Below are 24,582 nucleotides of genomic sequence, written 5' to 3'. Positions count from 1 at the left end.
CTACCCGTGATTGCTTGCGTTAGGCTTACACACCTGATTCGGATTTACGCAGCCACAACACCAACGAGGACACTGAGCAAAATGGCCAAAGACATTTCCCCCGCAGAAATGGCGCTGCGCGACGCAGCCCGCGAATACCATTGCACCCCCACCAAGGGCAAAATCTCGGTCAACGCAACCAAGCCGCTGTCTAACCAGCGCGATCTGTCGCTGGCCTACTCCCCCGGCGTCGCCTACCCCTGCCTGGACATCCAGCGCGACCCGTCCCTGGCGGCCGAATACACCTCGCGCGGCAACCTGGTCGGCGTGATCACCAACGGTACGGCGGTGCTGGGCCTGGGCAATATCGGCCCGCTGGCGTCCAAGCCGGTGATGGAAGGCAAGGGCTGCCTGTTCAAAAAATTCGCCGGTATTGACGTGTTTGACATCGAACTGGCCGAGAACGACCCCGACAAACTGGTCGACATCATTGCCGCCATGGAGCCCACCCTGGGCGGCGTGAACCTGGAAGACATCAAAGCCCCCGAGTGCTTCTACATCGAGCAAAAGCTGCGCGAGCGCATGAACATCCCGGTGTTCCACGACGACCAGCACGGCACGGCCATCATCTCGTCGGCCGCGCTGCTCAACGGCCTGGAACTGGTGGGCAAGAAGATCGAAGACGTGAAGGTGGCGGTATCCGGCGCCGGTGCCGCAGCCATCGCCTGCCTGGACGTAATGGTCGGCCTGGGCGTGCAGCGCAAGAACGTCTTCGCCTGCGACTCCAAGGGCATCATCTACCAGGGCCGCCCAGGCGGTTTTGATGCGTCCAAAGAGCGCTACGCCCAAGACACCTCGGCCCGCACGCTGGCCGACGCGGTCAACAACGCCGACGTGTTCCTGGGTTGCTCTGCCGCGGGGGTGCTGACGGCCGAGATGGTCAAGACCATGGCCGCCAAGCCCATCATCCTGGCGCTGGCCAACCCCGAGCCCGAAATCCGCCCCGAGCTGGCCAAGGCCGTGCGCCCGGATTGCATCATCGCCACCGGCCGTTCGGACTACCCGAACCAGGTCAACAACGTGCTGTGCTTCCCGTACATCTTCCGCGGCGCACTCGACTGCGGCGCGACCAAGATCACCGAAGCCATGAAGCTGGCCTGCGTGCGCCAGATTGCCGACCTGGCCAAGGCCGACATCAGCGAAGAAGTGGCCGCCGCCTACTCAGGCAAAGAGCTGGTGTTTGGCAGCGAATACCTGATCCCCACGCCGTTCGACTCGCGCCTGATTCTGCGCATTGCGCCCGCCGTGGCCAAGGCCGCCGAAGAATCCGGCGTAGCCACCCGCCCGATCCAGGACTACGAGGCCTACCGCCAGAGCCTGACCCGCTTCGTCTACCAAACCGGCATGTTCATGCGGCCGGTGTTCAGCGCCGCCAAGGCCGTTCCCGCCAGCGCCAAGCGCGTGGCCTATGCCGAGGGTGAAGACGAACGCGTGCTGCGCGCCGCCCAGCTCGCCGTGGACGAAAACCTGGCCCACCCGATCCTGATCGGCCGCCCCGCCGTCATCGAGGCCCGCATCCTCAAGGCCGGCCTGCGCATCCGCGTGGGCACCGACGTGGAAGTGGTCAACCCCGAGGACGACTCCCGCTTCCGCCAGTACTGGGAAACCTACCACCGCCTGATGGGCCGCCGCGGCGTGTCGCAAGACGTGGCCAAGGCCGCCGTGCGCCGCTCCAACACCACCATCGCCGCGCTGATGGTGCGCCTGGGCGATGCCGATGCCCTGCTGTGCGGTCTACTGGGCCGCTACGAAGGGCATTTGCAGCACATCAACGACATCATCGGCCTGAAGAAAGGGGCCTCCGGCTTTGCCGCGCTCAACGCGCTGATGCTGGAGAAGCACACCCTGTTCATCACCGACGCGTTCGTGAACGAAGACCCGAGCGCCGAGCAGCTGGCCAGCATCGCCGTGATGGCCGCCGACGAAGTGGCCCGCTTCGGCCTGCCGCCCAAGGTGGCCTTTTTGTCGCACTCCAACTACGGCTCGTCAGACCGACCCTCGGCCCGCAAGATGCGCACCGCCCACGAGCTGTTCAAGGCCATGGCCCCCGACATCGAGTCCGACGGCGAACTGCAAGGCGATGCCGCCTTGTCGCAGCCCATGCGCGAAGCCGCGCTGCTGGATGCCGAAACCAACCTGCACGGTGAAGCCAACCTGCTGGTCTGCCCCAACCTGGACGCGGCCAACATTTTGTTCAACGTGCTCAAGGTCACCGGCGGCAACGGCGTAACGGTCGGCCCCATCCTGCTGGGTGCAGCCGCTTCGGCGCACATCCTGACCCCATCGGCCACCGTGCGCCGCGTGGTCAACATGACGGCCCTGGCGGTAGCCAACGCGGTCACGTTCCGCAAGTAAGCACACCCGCCCTCCCCCAAAAGCGCACTTTTATAGTGCGCTTTTTTTATTGGATGGCATCTTTATTGCTGTAACGTCTGGATACCCCTTTGGAGCCCCGATGAAAAAACGCGCCTTTTTGCACACCGCCCTGGCCAGCGCCACTTTGCTGCTGGTCGCCCCCGCCTTCGCCCAGTCCACACCCATCAAATTCCAGCTCGACTGGCGCTTTGAAGGCCCGGCGGCGATGTTCCTCACGCCGGCGGCCAAAGGCTATTTCAAGGATGCCAAGCTCGACGTCACCATCGACGTGGGCAACGGCTCAGGCGGCACCGTCACGCGGGTCGCCTCCGGGGCCTACGACATGGGCTTTGCCGACATGGCCGCACTGATGGAATTCCACGCTAACAACCCCGATGCGCCCAACAAACCGGTGGCGGTGATGATGGTTTACGCCGACACCCCGGCGTCGGTGATGGTGCTGAAGAAGTCCGGCATCAAGACGCCCGCCGATTTAAACGGCAAAAAGCTCGGTGCCCCGGTGTTCGACGCGGGCCGCCGCGCCTTCCCTATCTTTGCCAAGGCCAACGGCCTCAGCGGCGTGCAGTGGACCAGCATGGACCCGCCGCTGCGCGAAACCATGCTGGTGCGCGGCGACGTGGATGCCATCACCGGCTTCACCTTCACCTCGCTGTTGAACCTGGAAACCCGGGGCGTGGCTGCTGCCGACGTGCTGGTCATGCCGTATCCGCAGTTCGGCGTGAAGCTGTACGGCAACGCCATCATCGCCTCGCCCAAGCTGATCAAGGAGAACCCGGCTGCCGTCAAAGCCTTCCTGCAAGCCTTCACCAAGGGCATGCGCGAAGTCATCGCCCGGCCCGCCGTGGCCATCGAAGACGTGAAGGCCCGCGACGGCATCATCAACGGCCCGCTGGAGCTGCGCCGCCTGAACATGGCCATCGACACCGCCATCAACACCCCCAACGCCCGCGCAGAAGGCTTCGGCCAGACCACCCCGCCGCGCCTGTCGCTGATGGCCTCGCAGGTGTCGGACGCGTTTGCCACCAAAACCCGCGTCAACCCCGACGCGGTGTGGAACGGCAGCTTCCTGCCCAGCGCCGCCGAGCTGAACGTGCTGCCCGGCAAGAAGTAGTCACTACATTTTTCATAGCTGCTCACGCCCATTGAATGGGCGCTAGCGGCCAATTTCTTATAAATTTGTGAACACACCTCCTTTTGTAGACTTTTCCGACGTCTGGCTGGCCTACAACGACAGCCTGCTGGCCCAAAACCAGTTTGCGGTGGAGGCGATTGACCTGCAAGTGCAGCAGGGCGAGTTCATTGCCATCGTCGGGCCGTCGGGCTGTGGCAAGTCCACCTTCATGAAGCTGGCCACCGGGCTGAGGATGCCATCCAAAGGCCGCATCCGCATCGACGGCCAGCCGGTCACCGGGCCGCTGAAGATCTCGGGCATGGCTTTCCAGGCACCGTCGCTGCTGCCGTGGCGCACCACGGTGGACAACGTGCTGCTGCCGCTGGAGATCGTGGAGCCCTACCGCTCCAACTTCAAGGCCAGGCGCAAAGAGTACGAGGAGCGCGCCCGCAATCTGCTGCAAAAGGTGGGCCTGGGTGGCTATGAAGACAAGTTCCCCTGGCAGCTCTCGGGTGGCATGCAGCAGCGCGCCAGCATTTGCCGCGCCCTGATCCACGAGCCCAAGATGCTGCTGCTCGACGAGCCGTTTGGCGCGCTGGATGCCTTTACCCGCGAGGAGCTGTGGTGCATCTTGCGCGACCTGTGGACCGAGCAGCGCTTCAACGTGATTCTGGTGACGCACGACCTGCGCGAATCGGTGTTTCTGGCCGACACGGTATACGTGATGGGCAAGAGCCCGGGACGTTTCATGCACAAACAGCAGATTGACCTGCCCCGCCCGCGCGACCTGGAGCTGACCTACACCCCCGCTTTCACCGACATCGTGCACGCCCTGCGTGGCCACATCGGCAACTTCCGAAAGGCCACCCCATGAACCCCAAAAACCTGGAACGCTGGTCGCCCTGGGTGCTGCTGCTGGCCATTTTGCTGCTGTGGCAGGGCATTTGCACTGCGTTCAACGTGTCCGAATTCATCTTCCCCAGCCCCTGGCGCATCTGGACGCAGCTGGTCGAGTTCAAAGGCGCCATCGCCGCGCACGCCTGGCGCACCTACTGGGTCACCATGGCGGGCTTTGGGTTGGCGATAGTGGTGGGCGTGCTGTTGGGGTTTGTGGTGGGCAGCTCGCGCCTGGCCTATGCCGCCATCTACCCGCTGATGACGGCTTTCAACGCCCTGCCCAAGGCGGCGTTTGTGCCGATTCTGGTGGTGTGGTTTGGCATCGGCACCGGCCCGGCCATCCTCACCGCGTTTTTGATCAGCTTCTTCCCCATCATGGTCAACATCGCCACCGGCCTGGCCACGCTGGAGCCGGAGCTGGAAGACGTGCTGCGCGTGCTGGGTGCCAAGCGCTGGGACGTGCTCACCAAGGTCGGACTGCCGCGCTCCATGCCCTACTTTTTTGGCTCGCTCAAGGTGGCCATCACCCTGGCGTTTGTGGGCACCACGGTGTCGGAGATGACCGCCGCCAACGAAGGCATTGGCTACCTGCTGATCTCGGCCGGCTCCAGCATGCAGATGGGTCTGGCCTTTGCCGGGCTGATGGTGGTGGGAGCGATGGCCATGGTGATGTACGAGCTGTTCAGCTTTATCGAGAAGCACACCACCGGCTGGGCACACCGCGGGTCACAAGGCGACTAAGAAAAGTGACTGAGTAGTATCAGACTAAACTGCTGCGTATTGATTTGAATCAAAGCAGCGCCGGAAAGTCTTGCGTATGCTCCGGCCACCGTTACTTTTGACGGAGGCAGTCCGTCGATATTCCACCCGGAGCATCGGCAGGAGATACCCACTATGACCCACCCACGACGCGTTTTCCTCATGGCCATCGCGGCCTCCAGTGCAGCCCTGACCACCCTCAGCACCAGCGTGCATGCCCAAGCCAAGGTCGATGAGAAAGACCCCCAGGCCGCCGCCCTCGGCTACGCCGCCGACACCACCAAGGTGGACGCCAAGAAGTACCCCAACCACGCCGCTGCACAAGCCTGCGGGAACTGCGCCTTGTACCAGGGCAAACCTGCCGACGCCGCCGGTGCCTGCCCTCTGTTTGCAGGCAAAGTAGTTGCCGCCAAGGGCTGGTGCAGCGCCTGGGCCAAGAAGGGCTGATGCCCCCTGCCCCTTTCAAGGGCAACAAGCAGTCCCTGCCCAGCAAGCCCTGTGCGGCCTGCGGCAGGGATATGACCTGGCGCAAGCGCTGGGCCAAGACCTGGGCCGAGGTGAAGTACTGCTCGGATGCCTGTCGCAAAACCAAAAATGCTTAAGAATCTGATGATTGTGCTGGGCGACCAGCTTGACCTGGATTCCAGCGCCTTTGACGGCTTCGACCCCACGACAGACGCCGTGTGGATGGCCGAAGTCCCCGAGGAGTCCACCCACGTCTGGTCCAGCAAGCAGCGCATCGCCCTGTTTCTGGCGGCCATGCGCCACTTCGCCCAAGGCCTGCGCGAAGCAGGCTACCTCTTGCACTACACCCGACTAGACCAGCCCGACAACCGCGGCAGCCTGGCGGCCGAATTGCAATTTGCTATAAAAACGCTAGCTCCTCACGCCCTGGTTATAAGCGGTGCAGGCGATTTTCGTGTGTATAAATCCATCCAGGCCGTGGCCAGAGAAGCCGGTGTGCCGCTGGACGTGCGCGAAGACCGCCACTTCTACTCCACAGTCCGCCAGTTTGCCGACCACGCCCAAGAGCGCAAGTCGCTGCGCATGGAATATTTCTACCGCGAAATGCGCCGCCGCCACCGCGTGCTGATGAACGGCGACCAGCCCACCGGCGGCCAGTGGAACTTCGATTCCGAGAACCGCGAAGCCTTCGGCAAAACCGGCCCCGGCTCGGTACCCGCCCGCACCACGTTCGCGCCCGATGCCACCACCCAGGAAGTCATCGACCTGGTGGACACCCGCTTCGCCAGCCACCCCGGCACGCTGCACAGCTTTGCCTGGCCCGTCACCCGTGCGCAAGCGCTGCAATCATTGGATGCATTCGTCACCGAGCGCCTGCCCCTGTTTGGCCGCTACCAGGACGCCCTGTGGCCGGGCGAGGCCTGGCTGTACCACTCGCACCTGTCGGCGGCGCTGAACCTCAAACTGCTGAACCCGCGCGAGGTGGTGGCCGCCGCCGAGGCCGCCTACCACGCGGGTGCCGCGCCGCTGGCCTGCGCGGAGGGCTTCATCCGCCAGATTCTGGGCTGGCGCGAATACGTGCGCGGCATCTACTGGACGCAGATGCCCGCCTACGCCGACCGCAATGCGCTAGATGCCCAGGAGCCCCTGCCCGCCTGGTACTGGACCGGCCAGACCGACATGGCCTGCCTGCGCGACGCCATCGAGCAAACCCTGGCCCACGGCTACAGCCACCACATCCAGCGCCTCATGGTCACCGGCCTGTTTGCCCTGCTGCTGGGCGTCCAGCCGCAGCAGGTGCACGCCTGGTATTTGTCGGTCTACGTGGACGCGGTGGAGTGGGTGGAGCTGCCCAACACCTTAGGCATGGCGATGTACGCCGACGGTGGCCTGATGGCCAGCAAACCCTACATCGCCACCGGCAAGTACATCGAACGCATGGGCAGCAAGCAGCACTGCGCCAGCTGCCGCTACGACCCGGCGCAGCGCGAAGGCGAGCGTGCCTGCCCCTTCACCACGCTGTACTGGGACTTTCTGGCGCGGCACGAAAAGATGCTGGCCGCCAACCCGCGCATGGCCTTGCAAGTGCGCAATTTGGCCCGCCTGAGCGACGCGCAAAAGCAGGCCGTGGCCGAGCGCGCCGCCGCCATCCGCAGCGGCACCGTGGGCGCCAGCGCATGAACTTCGAGCCCACCCTGGCCGCCGCCCTGGCCCGCATAGCCGCCGTGCGCCCCGCCGACTACGCGCGCAGCCGCAACGCCATCGGAGGGGCCGTCACCGGCCTGTCACCCTACATCACCCATGGCTTTGTCACCCTGCCCGAAGTGCTGGCGCGCGTGGCGGCGCAGCACCGGTTGGACGTGGGCCATAAGTTCGTGTTCGAACTGGGCTGGCGCGCCTACTTTCGCCACGTGTGGCAGCACCGGGGCACCGGCATCCTGCAGTCGCTGCACGAAGGGCTGCTGCCCAAGAGCGCCTACGCATCCGACATGCCCGCCGACATCCGCGAGGCCCGCACCGGCATCCCGGCCATCGACGCCGCGGTGCGCACGCTCTATGCCACCGGCTACTTGCACAACCACGCCCGCATGTGGCTGGCCAGCTACCTGGTGCACATCCGCAAGGTGCACTGGCGCGCCGGGGCCGACTGGATGGTGGCCCACCTGCTCGACGGCGACCTGGCCAGCAACCACCTCAGCTGGCAATGGGTGGCAGGCACCGGCAGCACCAAGCCGTATTTGTTCAACGCCGAAAACGTCGCCAAATACGCCCCGCCCGATTGGCACAGCCCCGGCAGTGTGGTCGACACCAGCTACGCCGCACTGGATGCCATCGCCCGCAGCCCGCGTGCGCTGGCAGGGCTGCCCGGTGCACCGGGCGTGGACGAGCCCACGGTGTCGTCCGCCCCGCCGCACGCCACCGCGCCCGATGCCGCGCTGGTGGCCGGGTGCGACGTGTGGCTGGTCCACCCCTGGGCGCTGCGCCTGCCGCCGGATCTGCCCGCCCACACGCTGTGCATCGGCATCTACCTCACAGAATTTCATAGCGCCTGGCCCTGGAGCGATAAGCGCTGGCGCTTTGTAGACACCCGCATGGCCGAGCTGACCACGGCCCGCTGGCACGCCGACACGGCCACGCTGCAACAGGCCCTGCGCGGTGCGCGATCGGTGCGCACCATAGCCGACCCCCACATCGACCTGGGCGGCATCGCCCAAGTCCAGGCCGCACCGCAGCTGTTCGCGGAAGTGGCCCAGGCCTGCGGTTCGTTCTCGCAATGGTGGACCCGCACCACCCATGGCGTGGCGACGCTGCACGATCTCCCCGGGCTGGCAGGCCTTTCTGCTGGCCTGCTATTTGACCTTCCCCCAGAAAGTGAACCCCATGACACCCACAGCACCCCAGATAGCCCTGGTCACCGGCGCACGCGGTGGCATCGGCCGTGAAGTCGTAGCCCAGTTGCGTCTGGCGGGCCACCGCGTTGCCGCCGTGGGCCGCGATGCCGCCAGCCTGGCCGAAGTGGCCGCCGATGCGCACATCGCCGCCGACACCACTACGCCCGAAGGCGCCGCCGAGGCGATTGCCGCCTGCATCGCCCACCTGGGTGCCGCGCCCACCTTGCTGGCCCACTGCGTCGGCAGCACCCTGATTACGCCCCTGCACCGCAGCACCGCCGCCCAGTACCGCGAAGCCATGCGCATCAACCTGGACAGCGCCTTCTTCATGCTGCAAGCCTGGGTGGAAGCCCTGCGCCTGGCCAAGCTGCCAGGTGCGGCGGTGCTGGCGTCCAGCGTGGTGTCGCGCATCGGCGTAGCCAACCACGAGGCCATCGCCGCCGCCAAAGGCGGCATCGAAGCCCTGGCCCGCAGCGCCGCCGCCACCTACGCCCCCCTGGGCCTGCGCATCAACGTCGTCGCCCCCGGCATGACCGACACCCCCATGACCGCCGGCATGCTGCGCATGGACGCCATGCGCGAAGGCGCGGGCAAGCAATACCCGCTGGGCGGCGTGCAGACCGCTGTGCAAGTAGCGGATGCCATGGCCTGGCTGCTGAGCGATGGCGCAGCGCGGATTACCGGGCAGGTGATTGCGGTCGATGGCGGGTTTACCACCGTGCGGCCGCTGGTGAAGTAATCTGGTGGCGGGTTAGGTTGCTATTGAATAAATAGCTGCTTACGCCCGTGGGACGAGCGGCGGGGGCGTTTTCTGCTTAAATCATTGAGACAAACAGTACGGTCTGACGAAGGCTAGGCGGCCAAGGCAAAGTGCCCATCAGATTCAGCAATCAGCACCTCTGCCGGGATACCCAAACCTTGGTGAAGTCGCCGAATCATGGGCAGCGTAAGCTGACGCTTGCCGGCCAGCACCTCGTACACACGGTTGATCTGGCCAATCATGGGACCCAAGTCTTTGGGCTTGAGTCCCTGCTGCTCCATCCGAAATTTGATGGCCTCTAAGGGATCGGGGGACTCCATGGGGTAATGCTTGGCCTCATAGGCGGCCACAAGCATGCCCAGAATTTCAAGCATGTCGCCATCGGGCGTGCCGCGCTCTGGGTCTTTGTCCACCAGGGCGGACACTTTTTTCAGAGCCTCTTTGTAGTCAGTTTCGGTATGGATGGGATGGATGTTCATGGTTAAGCTCCGTGGCCCTCAGGCCAGTTTAATGCGACACCATCAAGCTGGCGGTTAACGACCGGTATCAAAGCGCAGCCCGCAAGTACCATGGAACCCTATGCGCCTCATCACCGCCCTCGCCCTCCTAGCCCTGTCCGGCAGCCTGCACGCCCAGGTCTACCGCTGCGGCAACACCTATAGCAGCGCCCCCTGCGCGGGAGGCCGGTCGGTAGACACGTCGCCCGCCATCAGCGCACAAGGCGGGGCTGCGGGCACGACGACGCTGTACCTGTGCCAGAGCTATGGCGGCGGGCAGTTCTGGGCGTTGGAGCATTGCAGCCAGCGCAGTGCCCTGGTCGAGCGCATGGAGTCGGTGCCTGCGGGGATGCCGTTTGATCAGCAGGTGGAGCTGGCCCAAGGCCAACGGGCGAAAAGCGCGGCGTTGGCAGCCCCACCGGTGCAGACCACCCGCATCGAATCCCACACACCGAGCAAGGCATCCCAGTGCACGGAGCTGGAGGGGCGCATCCGCTACCTCGATTCCTGGGCCCGCGCCGGGGGCAACGCCTCCACCATGGACTGGATCGCCAACGAGCGCAAGCAGTCGCGCGACCAGCAGTTCCGCATACGCTGCTAACCGAGCGCACTGCGGCAGACCTGCAACGGATCAACCCTGCTTGCGCGCAATGAAATGGTCGCCCGCCCCCGTGGGGCAGGCGCGCCGTGTCCAACCGGAACGGCAGCGCGAAGGCGGCAGCCTTTTTAGCCATTTGTGTTGGTGGTATCAGCACAAGAAGCTACACATTCAATAGCACACCCTACTCCCTCAGTCGCCAAACAGATCCAGCTGCGGCGATGGCTTGGGCGCGCGTACGGGCGGCTTGCGGGCCATGCCGGTGCGCGGCAGGCCTGCCTTGCGCGAGCCGTGCCGGGCCTGGATGCTGTCGGCCTCGGCGCGGGCGGTGGCGGTGCCGCGCAGGCCGTACAGCCGCTCTTTGGCAGCCTTGACCGCCACCGCATCGTCCACGATGGGCACGGGGTAATCCTGGCCGATCACACAGCCCACGGCACGCTGCTGCGCCGCCCCCATGCGCCACGGCGTGGCCAGCAGCGCCAGAGGCACCTGCGCCAGCTCGGGCACCCAGCGGCGGATGAACACACCCGCCGGGTCGTGGTCTTGCGCCTGTTTGGTGGGCGAGTAAATGCGCAAGGTGTTGATGCCGGTGGTGCCGCTTTGCATTTGCATCTGGCTCCAGTGGATGCCGGGCTCGAAGTCCAGAAACTGCCGCGCCAGAAACAAGCCCGTGGCCCGCCAGTGCAGCCACAGGTGGTAGGACGCAAACGACACCAGCATGGCGCGCATGCGAAAGTTCAGCCAGCCGGTGGCGCGCAGGCTGCGCATGCAGGCATCGACCATGGGGTAGCCGGTCTGGCCTGCGCACCAGGCGTCGAAGCGGGCCGCGTCAAAGTCGTTTTCGCGGAGACCGTCGCACACGCGGGCGAAGTTCTGGAACTCGATGCGCGGCGCGTCTTCCAGCTTTTGCATGAAGTGGCAGTGCCAGTGCAGCCGCCCGGAAAAGCCCCGCAAGGCCGCCACCCAGTGGCGCACGTCGGGCTCGCCCTCGGCCTTGATCTGCGCAATGCGTGCCTCGGTGGCCTGGTGCACCTGCCGCACCGACAGCGTGCCAAAGGCCAGGTGCGGGCTGAGGCGGCTGCAGCCATCTTCGGCCGTCAAGGGGCTGGACAGCGACTGCCGGTAGTCGCCGCCGCGCTGGTGCAAGAAGCTGTGCAAAGTGGCGTGTGCCGCCGCCTCGCCTGCGGCCTGCAGCTGGCGGCCATGGGGCGCGCAGCCCAGTTGGGCCAGCGTGGGCAGGTCGTCCAGGGCCACCCGGGCACCGGCCCAGCCCGCGGGCATGGCCACCTGGGGTGTGGCCATGCGCTGCTGCCAGCGTGCCGCCCAGCCGTTGCGGGAACGCAGGCGGCGGATGACCCCGGTGTGGGCAAATTCTTGCCACTGCACGCCCTGGGCCCGGCACCAGTCGGCCACCGCCAGGTCGCGCGCGTAGGTCCAGCCGGGGCCGGTCTCTTCGTGGCTTAGCAGGTACTGGAAGCCATGGCTGCGCTTCAATTCGGCCAACACCTGCAGCACCGGCCCCACCCGCACCAGCAGCGGCAGACCGCGCGCAGCCAACGCCAAACGCAACTCGGCCAGGCAGGCCAATGTGAATTCCACATGCTGGGCATCGCACTCGGGGCTGGCCAGCCACTCGGGCTCAATCACATACAGCGCCATGGCCGCGCCGGGCAGGGCCGCAGCCGCCGCCAGGGGGGCGTGGTCCGCCGCCCGCAGATCTTTTTTCAACCAGACAACAACGCTCATGGGCTGACTGTCGCCGAAATGTGAATTTGGGTGTGGCGCTGGGGTATTGCGGAAAAAATCCCAACAAAAAAGCCCTGCAACTTTGCAGTTGCAGGGCTTTCGTGTTTTTGGAGGAGACGGAGGGATTCGAACCCTCGATGGAATTTTAAGTCCCATACTCCCTTAGCAGGGGAGCACCTTCGGCCACTCGGTCACGTCTCCAAGACCAATATTATCGCACGACTTTTAGCGCTTTTTAAGCAGCAGGCTGGTCGAGTTCAAAAGCTTTGTGCAGCGCGCGCACGGCCAGCTCCATGTACTTCTCGTCGATCACCACCGAGGTCTTGATTTCGCTGGTGGAAATCATCTGGATGTTGATGCCTTCTTCTGACAGGCAGCGGAACATCTTGCAGGCCACGCCCACATGGCTGCGCATGCCGATGCCGACGATGCTGACCTTGCAGATCTTGGCGTCGCCAATGATTTCGGTGGCACCCAGCTTGGGCAGCACTTTTTCTTTCAGCAGATCGACCGTCTTGGCGAAGTCGTTGCGGTGCACGGTGAAGCTGAAGTCGGTTTTGCCGTCTTTGCTGACGTTTTGGATGATCACATCGACTTCGATGTTGGCATCGGCCACGGCACCCAAAATTTGGTAGGCGATACCGGGGGTGTCGGGCACGCCCAGCACGGAAACTTTGGCTTCGTCGCGGTTAAACGCGATGCCCGAGACAATGGCTTGTTCCATATTTTCGTCTTCTTCAAAAGTAATCAGGGTGCCAGATTTGGCTTCAATTTCGAGGTCGATGTCCCACGGGGTGAAGCTGGACAAGACGCGCAGTGGCACTTTGTATTTGCCCGCAAATTCGACCGAGCGGATCTGCAGCACTTTGGAGCCCATGGAGGCCATCTCCAGCATTTCTTCAAAGCCCACGGTCTGCAGGCGGCGCGCTTCGGGCACGACGCGGGGGTCGGTGGTGTAGATGCCGTCCACGTCGGTATAGATCAGGCACTCAGATGCCTTCATGGCAGCGGCCACGGCCACGGCCGAGGTGTCGCTGCCGCCACGGCCCAGCGTGGTGATGTTGCCCGCCTCGTCCACGCCCTGGAAGCCGGTGACGATGACGACCTTGCCCGCGGCCAGATCGACGCGCACCTTCTGGTCGTCGATGGATTCGATGCGGGCCTTGGTGTGGGCGCTGTTGGTCAGAATCGGCACTTGCCAACCGGCGTAGCTGACCGACTCCATGCCCTCGCCTTGCAGCGCAATGGCCAGCAAGGCGACCGACACCTGCTCGCCGGTAGAGGCCAGCATGTCGAGCTCGCGCTGGTAGGCGTCGGTGAGTTTGGAGGGTGCCAGCTCTTTGGCCAGGCCCAGCAGGCGGTTGGTTTCGCCGCTCATGGCGCTGGGGACCACCACCATCTGGTGGCCCGCACGTGCCCATTTGGCGACGCGCTTGGCGACAAGGCGGATGCGCTCGGTGGAGCCCATCGAGGTGCCGCCGTATTTGTGAACGATCAATGCCATGGAATGTTGAAGACGCTAGAAGTTGAATGCCTGACGGCACAAATTACCCGGGCTTTGCAGGTGTCGCGGCTGCGGTCGGCAAAGCCTTCGGATTGTACCAATCCAGTAACACGCCCCGGCGCACGGCAAAGCCTGCGCCCACTTTGATGTGGATGGTGTGGCCACGCGTGGTGCAGGCGGCGATCTGGTGCTGCAATTGCTGCAGCTGCGCGGTGCTGGGGGTGGTGCCATGGGTGCCGGTGAGCCAGTGGCGCAAGACGTTGGCCTGGCGGGCATAGGACAACGCTTGCAGCGCGGCCAGGATGGGCGGGTTTCCCACGGTGGCCAGGTCGAGCGCGGCCACCTCGGCCAGCACGGTTTGCGCCTGGGCGGCGTGGGCGGCGCTGCGCGCAAAGGTCTCGCGAAAGGCGGGAAACGTGGCCTGCAGTACCGGCAGCAACTGGGCGCGGATGCGGTTGCGGGTGAAACGCGGGTCGGCGTTGGTCGGGTCCGTGACGTACGCCACGCCGCGCTGGGCCAGCCAGTCGCGGATATGGTCGGCGTGCACGCCCAACAGGGGGCGGTGGTACTGGATGCCGTCGCGCACCCAGGCCGCAGGCATGCAGGCCAGCCCCGGCAGGCCCGCGCCCCGGCTCAGGGCCAGCAGCAGGGTTTCGACCTGGTCGTCGGCGTGTTGTGCCAACACTATGGTTTTGATAGCTTCTTGCGCCGATGGAATAAGCGCTAGAGCCTTAAAAGCCTTGTAACGTGCTTTGCGGGCTGCATCCTCCGGGCTTTCGCCGGGCGCGGGCTGTGCGTGGACATGCAGCACCTGCAGCGGCACCTGCAAGCCCGCGCAAAAGCCTTCGCAGTGGCGCACGAAATCATCCGCTGCGGCCTGCAGCCCATGGTGGATGTGCACGGCCTGCACCTGGCCCGGCCAGCGCTCGGCACAGGCCAGCAGCAAGGCGGTGGAGTCGGCTCCGCCGCTGAACGCCACCGTGAAGGGCAGCTTGGGCGCAAACACCCGGACGGCATCCACCACAGTCTGGACCATGCTGGCCTATCCGCCGTGCCCGCGCCGCTCGATGTGCTGCTCTTGGTAGTAGCGGGTCTTTTCCACGTACATGGCGCGGTCGGCCCGGATCAGCGCGGCCTCCAGCTGGTCACTGGACGTGCAGGTGGCCATGCCGATGGCGATGCTGAGCTTGTGGCCCGAATAGAACTGGTTGTTGAGCTCCAGGATCGAGTGGATACGGTCGATGGTGGCCAGTGCACCGCGGTCGTCGGTGCCGGGCAGCAGCATGGCGAATTCGTCGCCACCGGTGCGGGCCACGCAGGCCTGGGGAGCGGCCACCTTGCTGAACACCTCGCCCGCACGCCGCAGCAGCGCATCGCCCGCCACGTGGCCGTGCTCGTCGTTGATTTGCTTCAGGCCGTTGAGGTCCATCACCAGCACGCTGACCGGCCAGGGGCCTTTGCGCGACAGGCGGTTGAGCTCGTCCATGTAGAAGGCGCGGTTGCGAAGTTGCGTCAGCGAATCGTGCTTGCCCAGGTATTCCAGGTAGGCCTCGGCCTTTTTGCGTGCGGTGATGTCCACCAGCGACACCAGCACCAGGTCCCAGTCGGCCAGGTGGCCGGGCAGCACGGCAAACTGCATGTGGATGTTGACCAGGTCGCCGCTGAGCCGGTAGTTGACCACCTCGCGCATCAGGGTGGTTTTGCCTTGCCACAGCTCGATCAACTGTTCGGCAAAAGAGTCGCGCATTTCGCCCTGGAACACCTTGCCCAGGCCGGCCAGCAGCTCGACCTTGTTCTGCGCGCCAAACATGGTGAGGGTTTGCTGGTTCACGTCGATGACGCGGATCTCCTGCATGCAGCGCGACACAAACTCGGGGTGCACGTTGATAAAGGTGCGAAAGTCTTCGATGCCGCGCAGGCGCACGTCGTCGATCAGCCGCTTCACCGCGCTGAAATCCTCCACCCACAGGGACACGGGCGAGCAATCGAACAGGTTGCGCGCATGCTGTTCGCTGGCGGCCAGCAGGCGGGAACTTTGCAGTTCCTGGGTGATGTCTTGCAGCGACACCATGACGCGGTCCCAGTGCTCTTCGTGGCCTTGCAACACACGGGCCTGCACTTGCACATCGAGCCGTCGGCCATCCAGCGTGTAGTTCACGGTTTGCACCGCAAAGCCCAGTTGCCCTTCCCACATCGGCAGCATCTGCTGCGCCAGGTGGTCCAGCATGTCGCCGCGAAACACCTGCGACAGATTGGTCAGCAACTGCGCCTGGCTGCTGGCACCGAACAGCTCCAACGTACGCTGGTTGACCTCCAGCACCTGCAGCGATGCGGCGCATTCGGCCAGGCATTCGGGGTGCACCGCCACATGGGCGCGCAAGTCGCTGATGCCCTCGGCGCGCCAGCGGTCAAACAGGCGCTTGAGCCCGCTGAAATCCTCCAGCCACAGGGATACCGGGGCCAGCGCGAACAACTGGCTGTAGTCGGCGGGCGATGAGAGCAGGGACACGTTGAAAACCTCCAGCCCGGTATTGTGGCGGCTGGGCACGGCGCAACGGGCGCCTGCGAAAACTTTGGACGAAAAAAAACCAGGCCGCAAGGGCCTGGTTTTTCTACAAGGTCAAAACCTTAGAAATTAACGTGCGGGCTTGGGAGCCAGACGCTTCTTGGTGTCGCGGGGCACAAACACCTTGCCGCCGTTGCCAGCACCTACACCGGGCTTGCTAAAAGCAGGCTTGGAGAAGGCAGGACGGGGTGCATTGAAGTCACCACGCTCGGCACGGTCGCCACGGGGCGCGAAGTCGGTACGTTCACCACGCGGGGCGAAGTCGGCACGGGGCGCGAAATCAGCACGGGGGGCAAAGTCAGCACGGTCACCACGCGGGGCGAAGTCGCCACGGGGGGCGCCACGGTCGCCACCAAAGCCACCGGTACGGGCTGGAGGACGGCTGTTGCGGTCGTTGAAACCGCTGGCGCCACCGTAGCCACCACCGTCGCGCTGACCGCCACGGTCGCCGCCGAAGCCGCCACCATTGCCGCCGCCACCGAAGCCACCACGATCGTTACCACGGGGCGAGGGACCGAAGCTGCGGCCACGGGGTGCGCCATCACGGCTGCCACCACCGAAACCGGCACGCGGAGGACGCGAATCGGGCTGGCGCTGTTGTGGCTCCATACCAGGAATCACTTCCGCCTTGAACTGCTGGTGGCTGTAGCTTTCGATGTCGAAAATCTTGCGACGGTCGCGCATTTCGGCAAAGGTCACGGCGATACCGTCGCGACCGGCACGGCCGGTACGGCCAATGCGGTGGGTGTAGTCTTCGGCCTTCATCGGCAAGCCGAAGTTGAACACGTGGCTGATGCTGGGCACGTCGATACCGCGTGCTGCCACATCGGTAGCCACCAGGATTTGCACCTGGCCTTGGCGCAGGGCCATCAGACGGCGGTTGCGCAGACCCTGGCTCAGGGCACCGTGCAATGCAACGGCGCTGAAGCCTTCTTGTTGCAGGTCGGCGGCCAGGCCGTCGCACTCGATCTGGGTGCTGGCGAACACAATCGCCTGGGCGATCGAGGTGTCACGCAGCCAGTGGTCGAGCAGCTTGCGCTTGTGCTGGGCGTTGTCGGCCCAGAACAGGATCTGCTTGATGTTCTGGTGTTTTTCTTGCGGGCTGTCGATGGTCACGCGCTGGGGTTCGCGCATCACGCGCTGGGCCAGTTGCTGGATGCGCGGCGCGAAGGTAGCGCTGAACATCATGGTTTGCTTGCGGCCAATGGTCATCTGGTTGACGTCGGCGAGGTCGTCCGAGAAGCCCAGGTCGAGCATACGGTCGGCTTCGTCCACCACCAGGAATTGCACCTGGTCCAGCTTGATTTGCTGCGAACGCTGCAAGTCGAGCAAACGGCCAGGGGTGGCAACCACCAGGTTGGCGTTTTGCAGCTTGGCGATTTGCAACTGGTAAGGCATGCCGCCGACCACGTTGGCCACGCGCAGGCCACGGCAATGGGCCACCAGGCCAATGGCGTCGTGGGCCACTTGCTGGGCCAGTTCGCGGGTCGGGCACAGGATCAGGGCGCCGGGGGTGGCGGCCTTGAAGTTGCGGGCGTTGGTGGGGTCCTTGCGCTTGGCGCGCTTGGGAGCGGGTTCGCCATTGGCGGCGGCTTCGGCCACAGCGGCTTCGTATTCGGCTTTTTCAGCGGCTTCGGCTTCGGCTTGCTGGCGCAGCAAGGTGTGCAGCACGGGCAGCAGGAAAGCAGCAGTTTTGCCGCTACCGGTCTGGCTGGACACCATCAGGTCGACAAAACGAGCGGACTCGCCTTGCATGGCCATGGGGATGGTTTGCATTTGCACGGCGGTGGGCTGGGTGTAGCCCAGATCAGCCACGGCTTGCACCAGCTCAGGGGCCAGGCCCAGGGTCACAAAGCCGTTGGGCAGTGCGGGAGCCGCATCGGCTTCGGCGGCAACAGCCACGTCAGCGCCTTCGACGGACAGCAAAGTCTCGGTCACGAAGGTGTCGGTGGTGGAAGAAAAGTTAGCGGCAGGCGAAAAATCACCCGCGACGTCAAAAGAGTCGTTCATTTAATTACTCACACGGAAACGCCGCAAAGTCTGCAGCGTGGCCCGTTAATGGTTAAAAAACATCAACCATCAAACGGGGCCGGTACCTGAGGCGGTCTTGAGACCTGGTACCAGTTGGCGCAACTTTGTGCGCCAGATGTGTGAAGGGAGATGTGCAAAGTGCACCAGATCATTTCTAGTGCAGCCTCGAATTATAGCCCGGATTCGGGTTTCCACCTAATTTAATCTGCCTTCATCTTCAGAAAGTGTGTGCGGTAGTGCACAAGTTCTTCAATCGATTCATGCACATCGGCCAGCGCGGTGTGGGCCTGCTGCTTTTTGAACGAAGCCGCCACCTCGGGCCGCCAGCGCTTGGCCAGCTCTTTCAGGGTGCTCACGTCCAGGTTGCGGTAGTGGCAAAAGGCTTCGAGCTTGGGCATGTACTTGGCCAGGAAGCGCCGGTCCTGGCCAATGCTGTTGCCGCACATCGGCGAGGTCCCTTTGGGGATGTACTGCGCCAGGAAGGCGATGATTTGCGCCTCGGCCTCGGCTTCTGTGAGCGTGGCGGCCTTGACCTTGTCGATCAGACCGCTGCGGCCGTGCGTGCCCTTGTTCCAGGCATCCATGTTGTCCAGCAGCGCCGTCGATTGGTGGATGACCAGCACCGGGCCTTCGATGCGGGGCTCCAGGCTGGGGCCGGTCACGACCACGGCGATTTCGATGAGGCGTTCGACTTCCGGGTCCAGGCCGGTCATTTCACAGTCCAGCCAGATCAGGTTTTGGTCTGATTTGGCCAGCAATACAGGGGATAGGGTGTTGATTTCAGCCATGGGCCGCATTGTCACCGATGGCCTAAACTCACGGACATGCAAGATTCCGACGTGTTTTCTCCTTCTCTGGCCTTGAGCCTGGGCTTTGCCACCGTGCTGTTGATCGGCATCATCGTCAAGATGTGGCTGGCCTCGCGCCAGATCCGCCATGTGGCCCGGCACCGCCACGCCGTGCCCGCGGCCTTTGCGGGCAGCATTACCCTGGAAGCCCACCAAAAAGCCGCTGACTACACCATCACCAAGGCCCGCTTCGGCCTGCTGGAGCTGTCGCTGGGTACGGCGGTGCTGATGGGCTGGACGCTGTTGGGCGGCCTGAACCTGCTCAACCAGAGCCTGCTGGCCTGGCTGGGCGGCGGCATGTGGCAGCAGCTCGCCGTGCTGGCGGGTTTTGTGCTGATCAGCGGGCTGATCGACATGCCCCTGGCGCTGTACAAAACCTTTGTGGTTGAGGAGCGTTTTGGCTTCAACAAGACGACGCTGGCGCTGTGGCTGGGTGACATGCTCAAGTCCAGCCTGGTGGGTGCGGTGATTGGGCTGCCGATTGCCGCATTGATTCTGTGGCTCATGGGCAGCGCCGGGCCGATGTGGTGGCTGTGGGCCTGGTGCGCCTGGATGGGTATCAACTTGCTGCTGCTGATGGTGTACCCCAGCTTCATCGCCCCGCTGTTCAACAAATTCCAGCCACTGGACGACGAGACCTTGAAAGCCCGCGTCACCGCGCTGATGCAGCGCTGCGGTTTCGCGGCCAAGGGCCTGTTCGTGATGGACGGCAGCAAGCGCAGCGCCCACGCCAATGCCTACTTCACCGGCTTCGGCGCGGCCAAGCGCGTGGTGTTCTACGACACCCTGCTAGCCAAGCTGTCCCCCGCCGAGGTCGATGCCGTGCTGGCCCACGAACTCGGCCACTTCAAGCACAAACACGTCATCCAGCGTATCGTGACCATGTTTGCCTTCAGCCTGCTGGGCTTTGCGCTGCTGGGCTGGCTGTCGACCCAGGTGTGGTTCTATACCGGCCTGAGCGTGATTCCCAATATGTCGGGCGCACCCAATGACGCGCTGGCGCTGCTGCTGTTCATGCTGGTCACGCCGGTGGTGACTTTCTTCATCGCCCCGCTGTCGGCCCTGGTATCGCGCAAGCACGAGTTCCAGGCCGATGCCTACGCGGTGCAGCACACCAGCGGCCAAGACCTGTCGTCGGCCCTGCTCAAGCTGTACGAGGACAACGCCTCCACCCTCACCCCCGACCCGGTGTTCGTGAAGTTCTACTACTCGCATCCGCCCGCTTCCGAGCGGCTGGCGCGCATGGCCCCAACCGGTGGAACACAAGGAGTATTTGCATGACATCCGATTTCAAGAAAAAAGACTGGTCTGGGCAGAAAAGACCAGCGCTGACAGCTACACAAATCGTAGCAAAGCTGGCCCATGTGGACGGCTGGCAGCTGGACGGTGACGGGGCCTCGGTGGCCATCACCAAAACCTTCCGCTTTGCCAACTACTTCGAGACCATCGCCTTTGTGAACGCAGTGGCATTTGTGGCCCATACCCAAGACCACCACCCGGACCTGCAGGTCAGCTTCAACCGCTGCGTGGTGCGCTTCAACACGCACGACGTGGGCGGCTTGTCGGTCAGTGACTTTGACTGCGCGGCGCTGGTGAATGGCTTGCTGGTGACGAAAGCACCGGCTTGAGCGGCCGCCCCGCCCTCCTCCCAGGCTTGGTGGTCGCCACCTATGGCCGCCACTGCATGGTGGAGCGCCCCGACGGCACCCGCCTGATCTGCCACCCCCGCGGCAAAAAAAGCACCGCCGTGGTGGGCGATCTGGTGCAGTGGCTGCCCGGTGCCGAGGGCCAGGGCGACGACGGCACCATCGAGAAGCTGCAGCCGCGCCGCAACCTGTTCTACCGCCAGGACGAAATCCGCACCAAATCGTTTGCGGCCAACCTGGACCAGGTGCTGATCCTGATCGCCGCCGAGCCCGAGTTCTCCGAGACCCAGCTGTCCCGCGCCCTGATCGCCGCCGAGGCCGAGCGCATCACCCCGCTGATCGTGCTGAACAAGCAGGATTTGACGGTGCCCTTCGAGCGCGCCTGGGGCTGGCTGGCCGCCTACCGCGACATGGGCTACCGCATGCTGCCGCTGTCGCTCAAGGGCACCAGTGACAGCCTGGACGCCCTCAAGGCCGAGCTGGCAGGCAAGACCACGCTGGTGCTAGGCCCCTCGGGCGCGGGCAAAAGCACGCTGACCAACCACCTGGTGCCGGGCGCGCTGGCTGCCACGCGCGAGATCTCGCAGGCGCTCAACACCGGCAAGCACACCACCACCAGCACCACCTGGTACTGGGTGGACAAAGAGGCGAAGACCGCGCTGATCGACTCGCCCGGCTTCCAGGAGTTTGGCCTGCACCACATCGATGCCCGGCATCTGTCGGGCCTGATGCCCGACATCAAACCGTTTGTGGAGCAGTGCAAGTTCTACAACTGCACCCACCTGCACGAGCCGGGCTGCGGCGTGATCGCAAACGTCAAAAACGACGCTAGCGCCCACTCCATCAGCGACAGGCGCTATAAAATCTATAGAGACCTGTTTGCCGAGTTGGACGCGCCGAAGTTTTAGCCCAGGATGGCGGCCAGTGCTTCCAGCAGCGTGTCGCACTGCGCCGGCGTGCCCACGCTGATGCGCAGGTACTGGTTGACACGGGCCTGCTTGAAGTGGCGCACCAGCACCGCCCGCGCCCGCAATTGGGCCGCCAGCTCTGCCGCATCAAATTGCGGATGGCGGGCAAAGACGAAGTTGGCTGTTGAGGGCAACACCTCGAAACCCATGTCTTCCAATTGCAGCACCAGGCCTTCGCGGCTGTGCACCACGGCCGCGCAGGTCTGGGCAAAGTAGGCCTGGTCTTCAAACGCCGCCAGCGCACCGGCCTGCGCCAGACGGCCCAGGGGGTAGGAGTTGAAACTGTTCTTCACCCGCTCCAGCGCCTCGATCAAAGGCCGCTGGCCACAGGCCAGGCCCACGCGCAAACCAGCCAACGAGCGTGACTTGGACAGGGTTTGCGTGACCAGCAGGTTCGGGTAGCGGGCTATCAGGCCTACGGCGGAGGCACCGCCAAAATCCACGTAGGCCTCGTCTACCAGCACCGCGTGATTCGGGTGCATTTGCAGCAGGCGCTCGATCTGCGCCAACGGCAGGCCGATGCCGGTGGGCGCGTTCGGGTTGGCAACCACCACGCCCGCAATCTCGCAGCCCGCCGGTGCCGTCAGCGCCTCCACGTCCACCCGCAGGCCGTCCGCCAGGGGCACGATGTGCATGGGGATGCCGTACAGCCCGCAATACACCTGGTAGAAGCTGTAGGTCACGTCCGGCAGCACCAGCGGCGCGCCTTGCTGGAACAGGGCGAAGAAGGCATGCGCCAGCACTTCGTCCGAGCTGTTACCTACGAACACCTGGTCCGTCTGCAAGCCGTACTGCCGGGCGATCTCGGTGCGCAGGGCCACGGATTCCGGGTCGGGGTAGAGCTGCAAGCCCTGCTGGGCGGCAGCCTGGAGGGCGGCCACCACCTTGGGAGACGGCGGGTATGGGTTTTCGTTGGTGTTGAGCTTGGTCAGGTTCGCCAGCTTGGGTTGCTCACCGGGAACATACGGCACCAGCCCGGCAACCACCGGGCTCCAGAAAGGGGAGGAAGTCAAAATGCTACTACTTTCATAGCTACTCACGCCAATGGAATGGGCGCTAGAGCCGTATTTTCTTTAAAAATCAACCGAGCAAGTTGGCAAGCGTCAACAAGGCCAGCATGCCCATCCACAGCACCACGGCGCGCCAGACCAGGCCGACCACGCTGCGCAAATGGGCCAGTTCGGGGTCGCGGCCCGGGGTGGACTCGGTGTCCACGCCCTGCTCCAGCGGCGCGGCCTGGCTGTAGCCGATGGCCTCCACCGTCTTCAGGGCTTCGCCGCCCAGGCGCACGTTCAGTGCACCCGAGGTGGCGGCCAGCACCACGCCGTCGTTGTCGTTGGGAAAGCGCTGCGCGTAATTGCGCCAGCTGTCGATGGCATCTTCAAAACTGCCCACCACCGCAAAACCCAACGCCGTGGCGCGGGCGGGCAGCCAATCGACGGCGGTCCAGGCGCTGGCAGCGGCTTTTTGCAGCGAGACACTGGCGGGCTGGTGCCGGTCGCGGGCCTTGTGCTTCCAGTAGCGCGAGACGAATTCGCACAGGCGGTAGAAGACCGCGCCCGCAGGCCCCAGGCCCAGTGCGGCCAGCACCGAGTACCAGGCCAGCACGCCAAACACATGGCGGTGCGCAGCAATCACCGAATACTCGATCACATGGCGCACGATTTCGCTGCGCGGCAGCTCGCTGGCATCCACCTGCTGCCAATGCGCCAGGCGCTCACGGGCCAGCGGCTCGTCGCCACTTTCCAGCGCATCGCGGATCTCGGTGAAATGGTGGCTGAACTGCCGAAACCCCAGGGTGGCGTACAGCACGGCCACGTTCCACAGCACGGCCACCGGCCAGCCAATGGCCCACACCAGCAACCAGTGCAGGCCCAGCGCAGCCAGGCTGGGCACCACGACGGCCAAGGCCCAGGCCAGCCAGCCGTGCTGGGGCGTGCCCGCGTCCAGGTTGCGGCTGGATGCCCGCACCCAGGCGCGCAACAGGCCGTGGATGGGGTTGTCTCGGGCTACGGGGCGCACCTGCTCCAGCAAGAGCGCAAACATGATCGCAAAAAAGCTCATGGCAGGATGATAACGGCCTGCCGTTACAAGTTTTCAGGCCGACAAAAATCGGTAGAAATTGCGCAGCATGCCCGCCGTGGCGCCCCAGATGAAGCGCTCGCCCTGCGCGTCGGTGTAGGGCATGGAAAACCACTCGCGCTGCACCCCTTCCCACGCGAACGCATGGCGGCGGTGGTGCGCCGGGTCCATCAAAAAAGCCAGCGGCACCTCGAAGGCATCGGCCACTTCTTCGGGCTGGTGCACCAGCGTGAAACCGGGCTGCACCAGCGCCACCACGGGCGTGACGATAAAGGCCGTGCCGGTCACATAGGCGGGCAATTGGCCAATTACCTGCACGTATTCGGGCGGCAAGCCCACCTCCTCCCAGGCTTCGCGCAGGGCGGCGGCGCTGGCGTCGGCATCGGAGGCATCCACCTTGCCACCCGGAAAGGCGATTTGCCCGGCGTGCGACGACATGTGGGCGGTGCGCTGGGTCAGCAGGATGGTGGGCCCGCCTTGCGCCAGACTGTGCAGCACGATGGGGATCAGCACGGCGGCCTGGCGGGGAGCGCGGTCGGTAAAGCGTGGCTCGGAGCGCACCTCGGGCTGCCATACCGGCGGGCTCTGGAAGCGTTGGCGCAGGGCGTCGGGCAGCAGGTGCGCCGCAGCCACCGCAGGCAGGTGCGCGTCATGGCCCAGCACGGGCACCTGGCGCGGGTCAAAGTTGGGCAGCTTCGACAAAGGGGTAAGGGGTAATTGGGACATCTCAGGATCTCAAAGACGCATGAAAAAAGCCGCCACAGCTTGACGCATGTGGCGGCTTTTTCAAGGAACAGT

Annotated in this window: 23 protein-coding genes and 1 tRNA gene; 13 read left to right on the top strand and 11 right to left on the bottom strand. The window is 64.5% G+C overall.

Annotation, left to right across the window (positions count from 1 at the left end):
• Window positions 1–81 precede the first annotated feature (81 nt).
• The 9 genes from AB3G31_RS07625 (at window position 82) to AB3G31_RS07585 (ending at window position 9,277) form a co-directional block, all read left to right on the top strand.
• Entirely contained in the window at window positions 82–2,394 is a 2,313-nt protein-coding gene (locus AB3G31_RS07625) for an NADP-dependent malic enzyme (RefSeq protein WP_367849588.1), read from the top strand.
• A 100-nt stretch (window positions 2,395–2,494) separates the two neighbouring features.
• Window positions 2,495–3,526, top strand: a complete 1,032-nt coding sequence (locus AB3G31_RS07620; protein WP_367849587.1) for an ABC transporter substrate-binding protein — start codon at window positions 2,495–2,497, stop codon at window positions 3,524–3,526.
• A gap of 67 nt (window positions 3,527–3,593) precedes the next feature.
• The gene (locus tag AB3G31_RS07615) at window positions 3,594–4,400 is read left to right on the top strand and encodes an ABC transporter ATP-binding protein (protein WP_367849586.1); all 807 of its coding nucleotides are present in this window, start codon (window positions 3,594–3,596) and stop codon (window positions 4,398–4,400) included.
• Complete coding sequence (locus AB3G31_RS07610; RefSeq protein ID WP_367849585.1) at window positions 4,397–5,164, top strand: ABC transporter permease; 768 nt, start codon at window positions 4,397–4,399, stop codon at window positions 5,162–5,164. The genes AB3G31_RS07615 and AB3G31_RS07610 overlap by 4 nt, the downstream gene beginning before the upstream one ends.
• A gap of 153 nt (window positions 5,165–5,317) precedes the next feature.
• Window positions 5,318–5,629: a high-potential iron-sulfur protein gene (locus tag AB3G31_RS07605; protein ID WP_367849584.1), complete on the top strand. Its 312-nt coding sequence runs from the start codon at window positions 5,318–5,320 to the stop codon at window positions 5,627–5,629.
• Window positions 5,629–5,784 carry a DUF2256 domain-containing protein gene (locus tag AB3G31_RS07600; protein ID WP_367849583.1) on the top strand — a complete coding sequence of 52 codons (156 nt, stop codon included), beginning with the start codon at window positions 5,629–5,631 and terminating at the stop codon, window positions 5,782–5,784. Before AB3G31_RS07605 ends, AB3G31_RS07600 begins: the two co-directional genes overlap by 1 nt.
• Window positions 5,777–7,327, top strand: coding sequence for a cryptochrome/photolyase family protein (locus AB3G31_RS07595; RefSeq protein WP_367849582.1), 1,551 nt, complete (start codon window positions 5,777–5,779; stop codon window positions 7,325–7,327). Before AB3G31_RS07600 ends, AB3G31_RS07595 begins: the two co-directional genes overlap by 8 nt.
• Window positions 7,324–8,589, top strand: coding sequence for an FAD-binding domain-containing protein (locus AB3G31_RS07590; protein ID WP_367849581.1), 1,266 nt, complete (start codon window positions 7,324–7,326; stop codon window positions 8,587–8,589). The genes AB3G31_RS07595 and AB3G31_RS07590 overlap by 4 nt, the downstream gene beginning before the upstream one ends.
• On the top strand, window positions 8,528–9,277 hold the full coding sequence (locus tag AB3G31_RS07585) for an SDR family NAD(P)-dependent oxidoreductase (protein ID WP_367849580.1): 750 nt from the start codon (window positions 8,528–8,530) through the stop codon (window positions 9,275–9,277). Before AB3G31_RS07590 ends, AB3G31_RS07585 begins: the two co-directional genes overlap by 62 nt.
• A 113-nt stretch (window positions 9,278–9,390) precedes the next feature.
• On the opposite strand, the gene AB3G31_RS07580 is transcribed toward AB3G31_RS07585, so the two are convergent.
• The gene (locus AB3G31_RS07580) at window positions 9,391–9,777 is read right to left on the bottom strand and encodes a type II toxin-antitoxin system HigA family antitoxin (RefSeq protein WP_367849579.1); all 387 of its coding nucleotides are present in this window, start codon (window positions 9,775–9,777) and stop codon (window positions 9,391–9,393) included.
• 100 nt (window positions 9,778–9,877) lie between these two features.
• On the opposite strand from AB3G31_RS07580, the gene AB3G31_RS07575 reads away from it, so the two are divergent.
• A complete protein-coding gene (locus AB3G31_RS07575) occupies window positions 9,878–10,396 on the top strand; it encodes a hypothetical protein (protein ID WP_367849578.1) in 519 nt (172 codons plus the stop codon).
• A 189-nt stretch (window positions 10,397–10,585) separates the two neighbouring features.
• On the opposite strand, the gene AB3G31_RS07570 is transcribed toward AB3G31_RS07575, so the two are convergent.
• From AB3G31_RS07570 to orn, 7 genes are all read right to left on the bottom strand, one after another.
• Window positions 10,586–12,139: a deoxyribodipyrimidine photo-lyase/cryptochrome family protein gene (locus tag AB3G31_RS07570; protein WP_367849577.1), complete on the bottom strand. Its 1,554-nt coding sequence runs from the start codon at window positions 12,137–12,139 to the stop codon at window positions 10,586–10,588.
• A 108-nt stretch (window positions 12,140–12,247) separates the two neighbouring features.
• A tRNA-Ser gene (locus tag AB3G31_RS07565) sits at window positions 12,248–12,340 on the bottom strand.
• Window positions 12,341–12,374: 34 nt separating this feature from the next.
• A complete protein-coding gene (locus AB3G31_RS07560) occupies window positions 12,375–13,643 on the bottom strand; it encodes an aspartate kinase (RefSeq protein ID WP_367849576.1) in 1,269 nt (422 codons plus the stop codon).
• 43 nt (window positions 13,644–13,686) lie between these two features.
• Complete coding sequence (gene tilS, locus AB3G31_RS07555; protein WP_367849575.1) at window positions 13,687–14,679, bottom strand: tRNA lysidine(34) synthetase TilS; 993 nt, start codon at window positions 14,677–14,679, stop codon at window positions 13,687–13,689.
• Window positions 14,680–14,685: 6 nt separating this feature from the next.
• Window positions 14,686–16,191, bottom strand: coding sequence for a diguanylate cyclase (locus AB3G31_RS07550; RefSeq protein WP_367849574.1), 1,506 nt, complete (start codon window positions 16,189–16,191; stop codon window positions 14,686–14,688).
• Window positions 16,192–16,278: 87 nt separating this feature from the next.
• Window positions 16,279–18,219, bottom strand: coding sequence for a DEAD/DEAH box helicase (locus AB3G31_RS07545; RefSeq protein WP_367849573.1), 1,941 nt, complete (start codon window positions 18,217–18,219; stop codon window positions 16,279–16,281).
• 221 nt (window positions 18,220–18,440) lie between these two features.
• Entirely contained in the window at window positions 18,441–19,028 is a 588-nt protein-coding gene (gene orn, locus AB3G31_RS07540; RefSeq protein WP_367849572.1) for an oligoribonuclease, read from the bottom strand.
• A gap of 36 nt (window positions 19,029–19,064) precedes the next feature.
• Between orn and AB3G31_RS07535 the strand changes: the two genes are divergently transcribed.
• The 3 genes from AB3G31_RS07535 to rsgA are packed head-to-tail and all read left to right on the top strand — an operon-like array spanning window position 19,065 to window position 21,642.
• The gene (locus AB3G31_RS07535) at window positions 19,065–20,369 is read left to right on the top strand and encodes a M48 family metallopeptidase (RefSeq protein WP_367849571.1); all 1,305 of its coding nucleotides are present in this window, start codon (window positions 19,065–19,067) and stop codon (window positions 20,367–20,369) included.
• Window positions 20,366–20,716 (top strand): 4a-hydroxytetrahydrobiopterin dehydratase, encoded by a 351-nt coding sequence (locus AB3G31_RS07530; RefSeq protein WP_367849570.1) that lies wholly within the window; start codon window positions 20,366–20,368, stop codon window positions 20,714–20,716. Before AB3G31_RS07535 ends, AB3G31_RS07530 begins: the two co-directional genes overlap by 4 nt.
• Before the next feature lie 56 nt (window positions 20,717–20,772).
• The gene (gene rsgA / locus AB3G31_RS07525; RefSeq protein ID WP_367850309.1) at window positions 20,773–21,642 is read left to right on the top strand and encodes a ribosome small subunit-dependent GTPase A; all 870 of its coding nucleotides are present in this window, start codon (window positions 20,773–20,775) and stop codon (window positions 21,640–21,642) included.
• Here rsgA and hisC read toward each other — a convergent pair.
• The 3 genes from hisC to AB3G31_RS07510 all read right to left on the bottom strand — a co-directional run bounded on the left by hisC (window position 21,639) and on the right by AB3G31_RS07510 (window position 24,510).
• Complete coding sequence (hisC, locus tag AB3G31_RS07520; RefSeq protein ID WP_367850308.1) at window positions 21,639–22,718, bottom strand: histidinol-phosphate transaminase; 1,080 nt, start codon at window positions 22,716–22,718, stop codon at window positions 21,639–21,641. The genes rsgA and hisC overlap by 4 nt on opposite strands.
• A 64-nt stretch (window positions 22,719–22,782) precedes the next feature.
• Window positions 22,783–23,766, bottom strand: coding sequence for a CobD/CbiB family protein (locus AB3G31_RS07515; RefSeq protein ID WP_367849569.1), 984 nt, complete (start codon window positions 23,764–23,766; stop codon window positions 22,783–22,785).
• Window positions 23,767–23,799: 33 nt separating this feature from the next.
• Window positions 23,800–24,510 (bottom strand): CoA pyrophosphatase, encoded by a 711-nt coding sequence (locus tag AB3G31_RS07510; protein WP_367849568.1) that lies wholly within the window; start codon window positions 24,508–24,510, stop codon window positions 23,800–23,802.
• Window positions 24,511–24,582 lie beyond the last annotated feature (72 nt).

Origin of the sequence: Rhodoferax sp. WC2427 (assembly GCF_040822085.1) — a bacterium.
Taxonomy (GTDB): Bacteria; Pseudomonadota; Gammaproteobacteria; order Burkholderiales; family Burkholderiaceae_C; genus Rhodoferax_B.
Note: the sequence above shows the minus strand (reverse complement) of the source record. Positions and strands in the feature narration are given on the sequence as shown.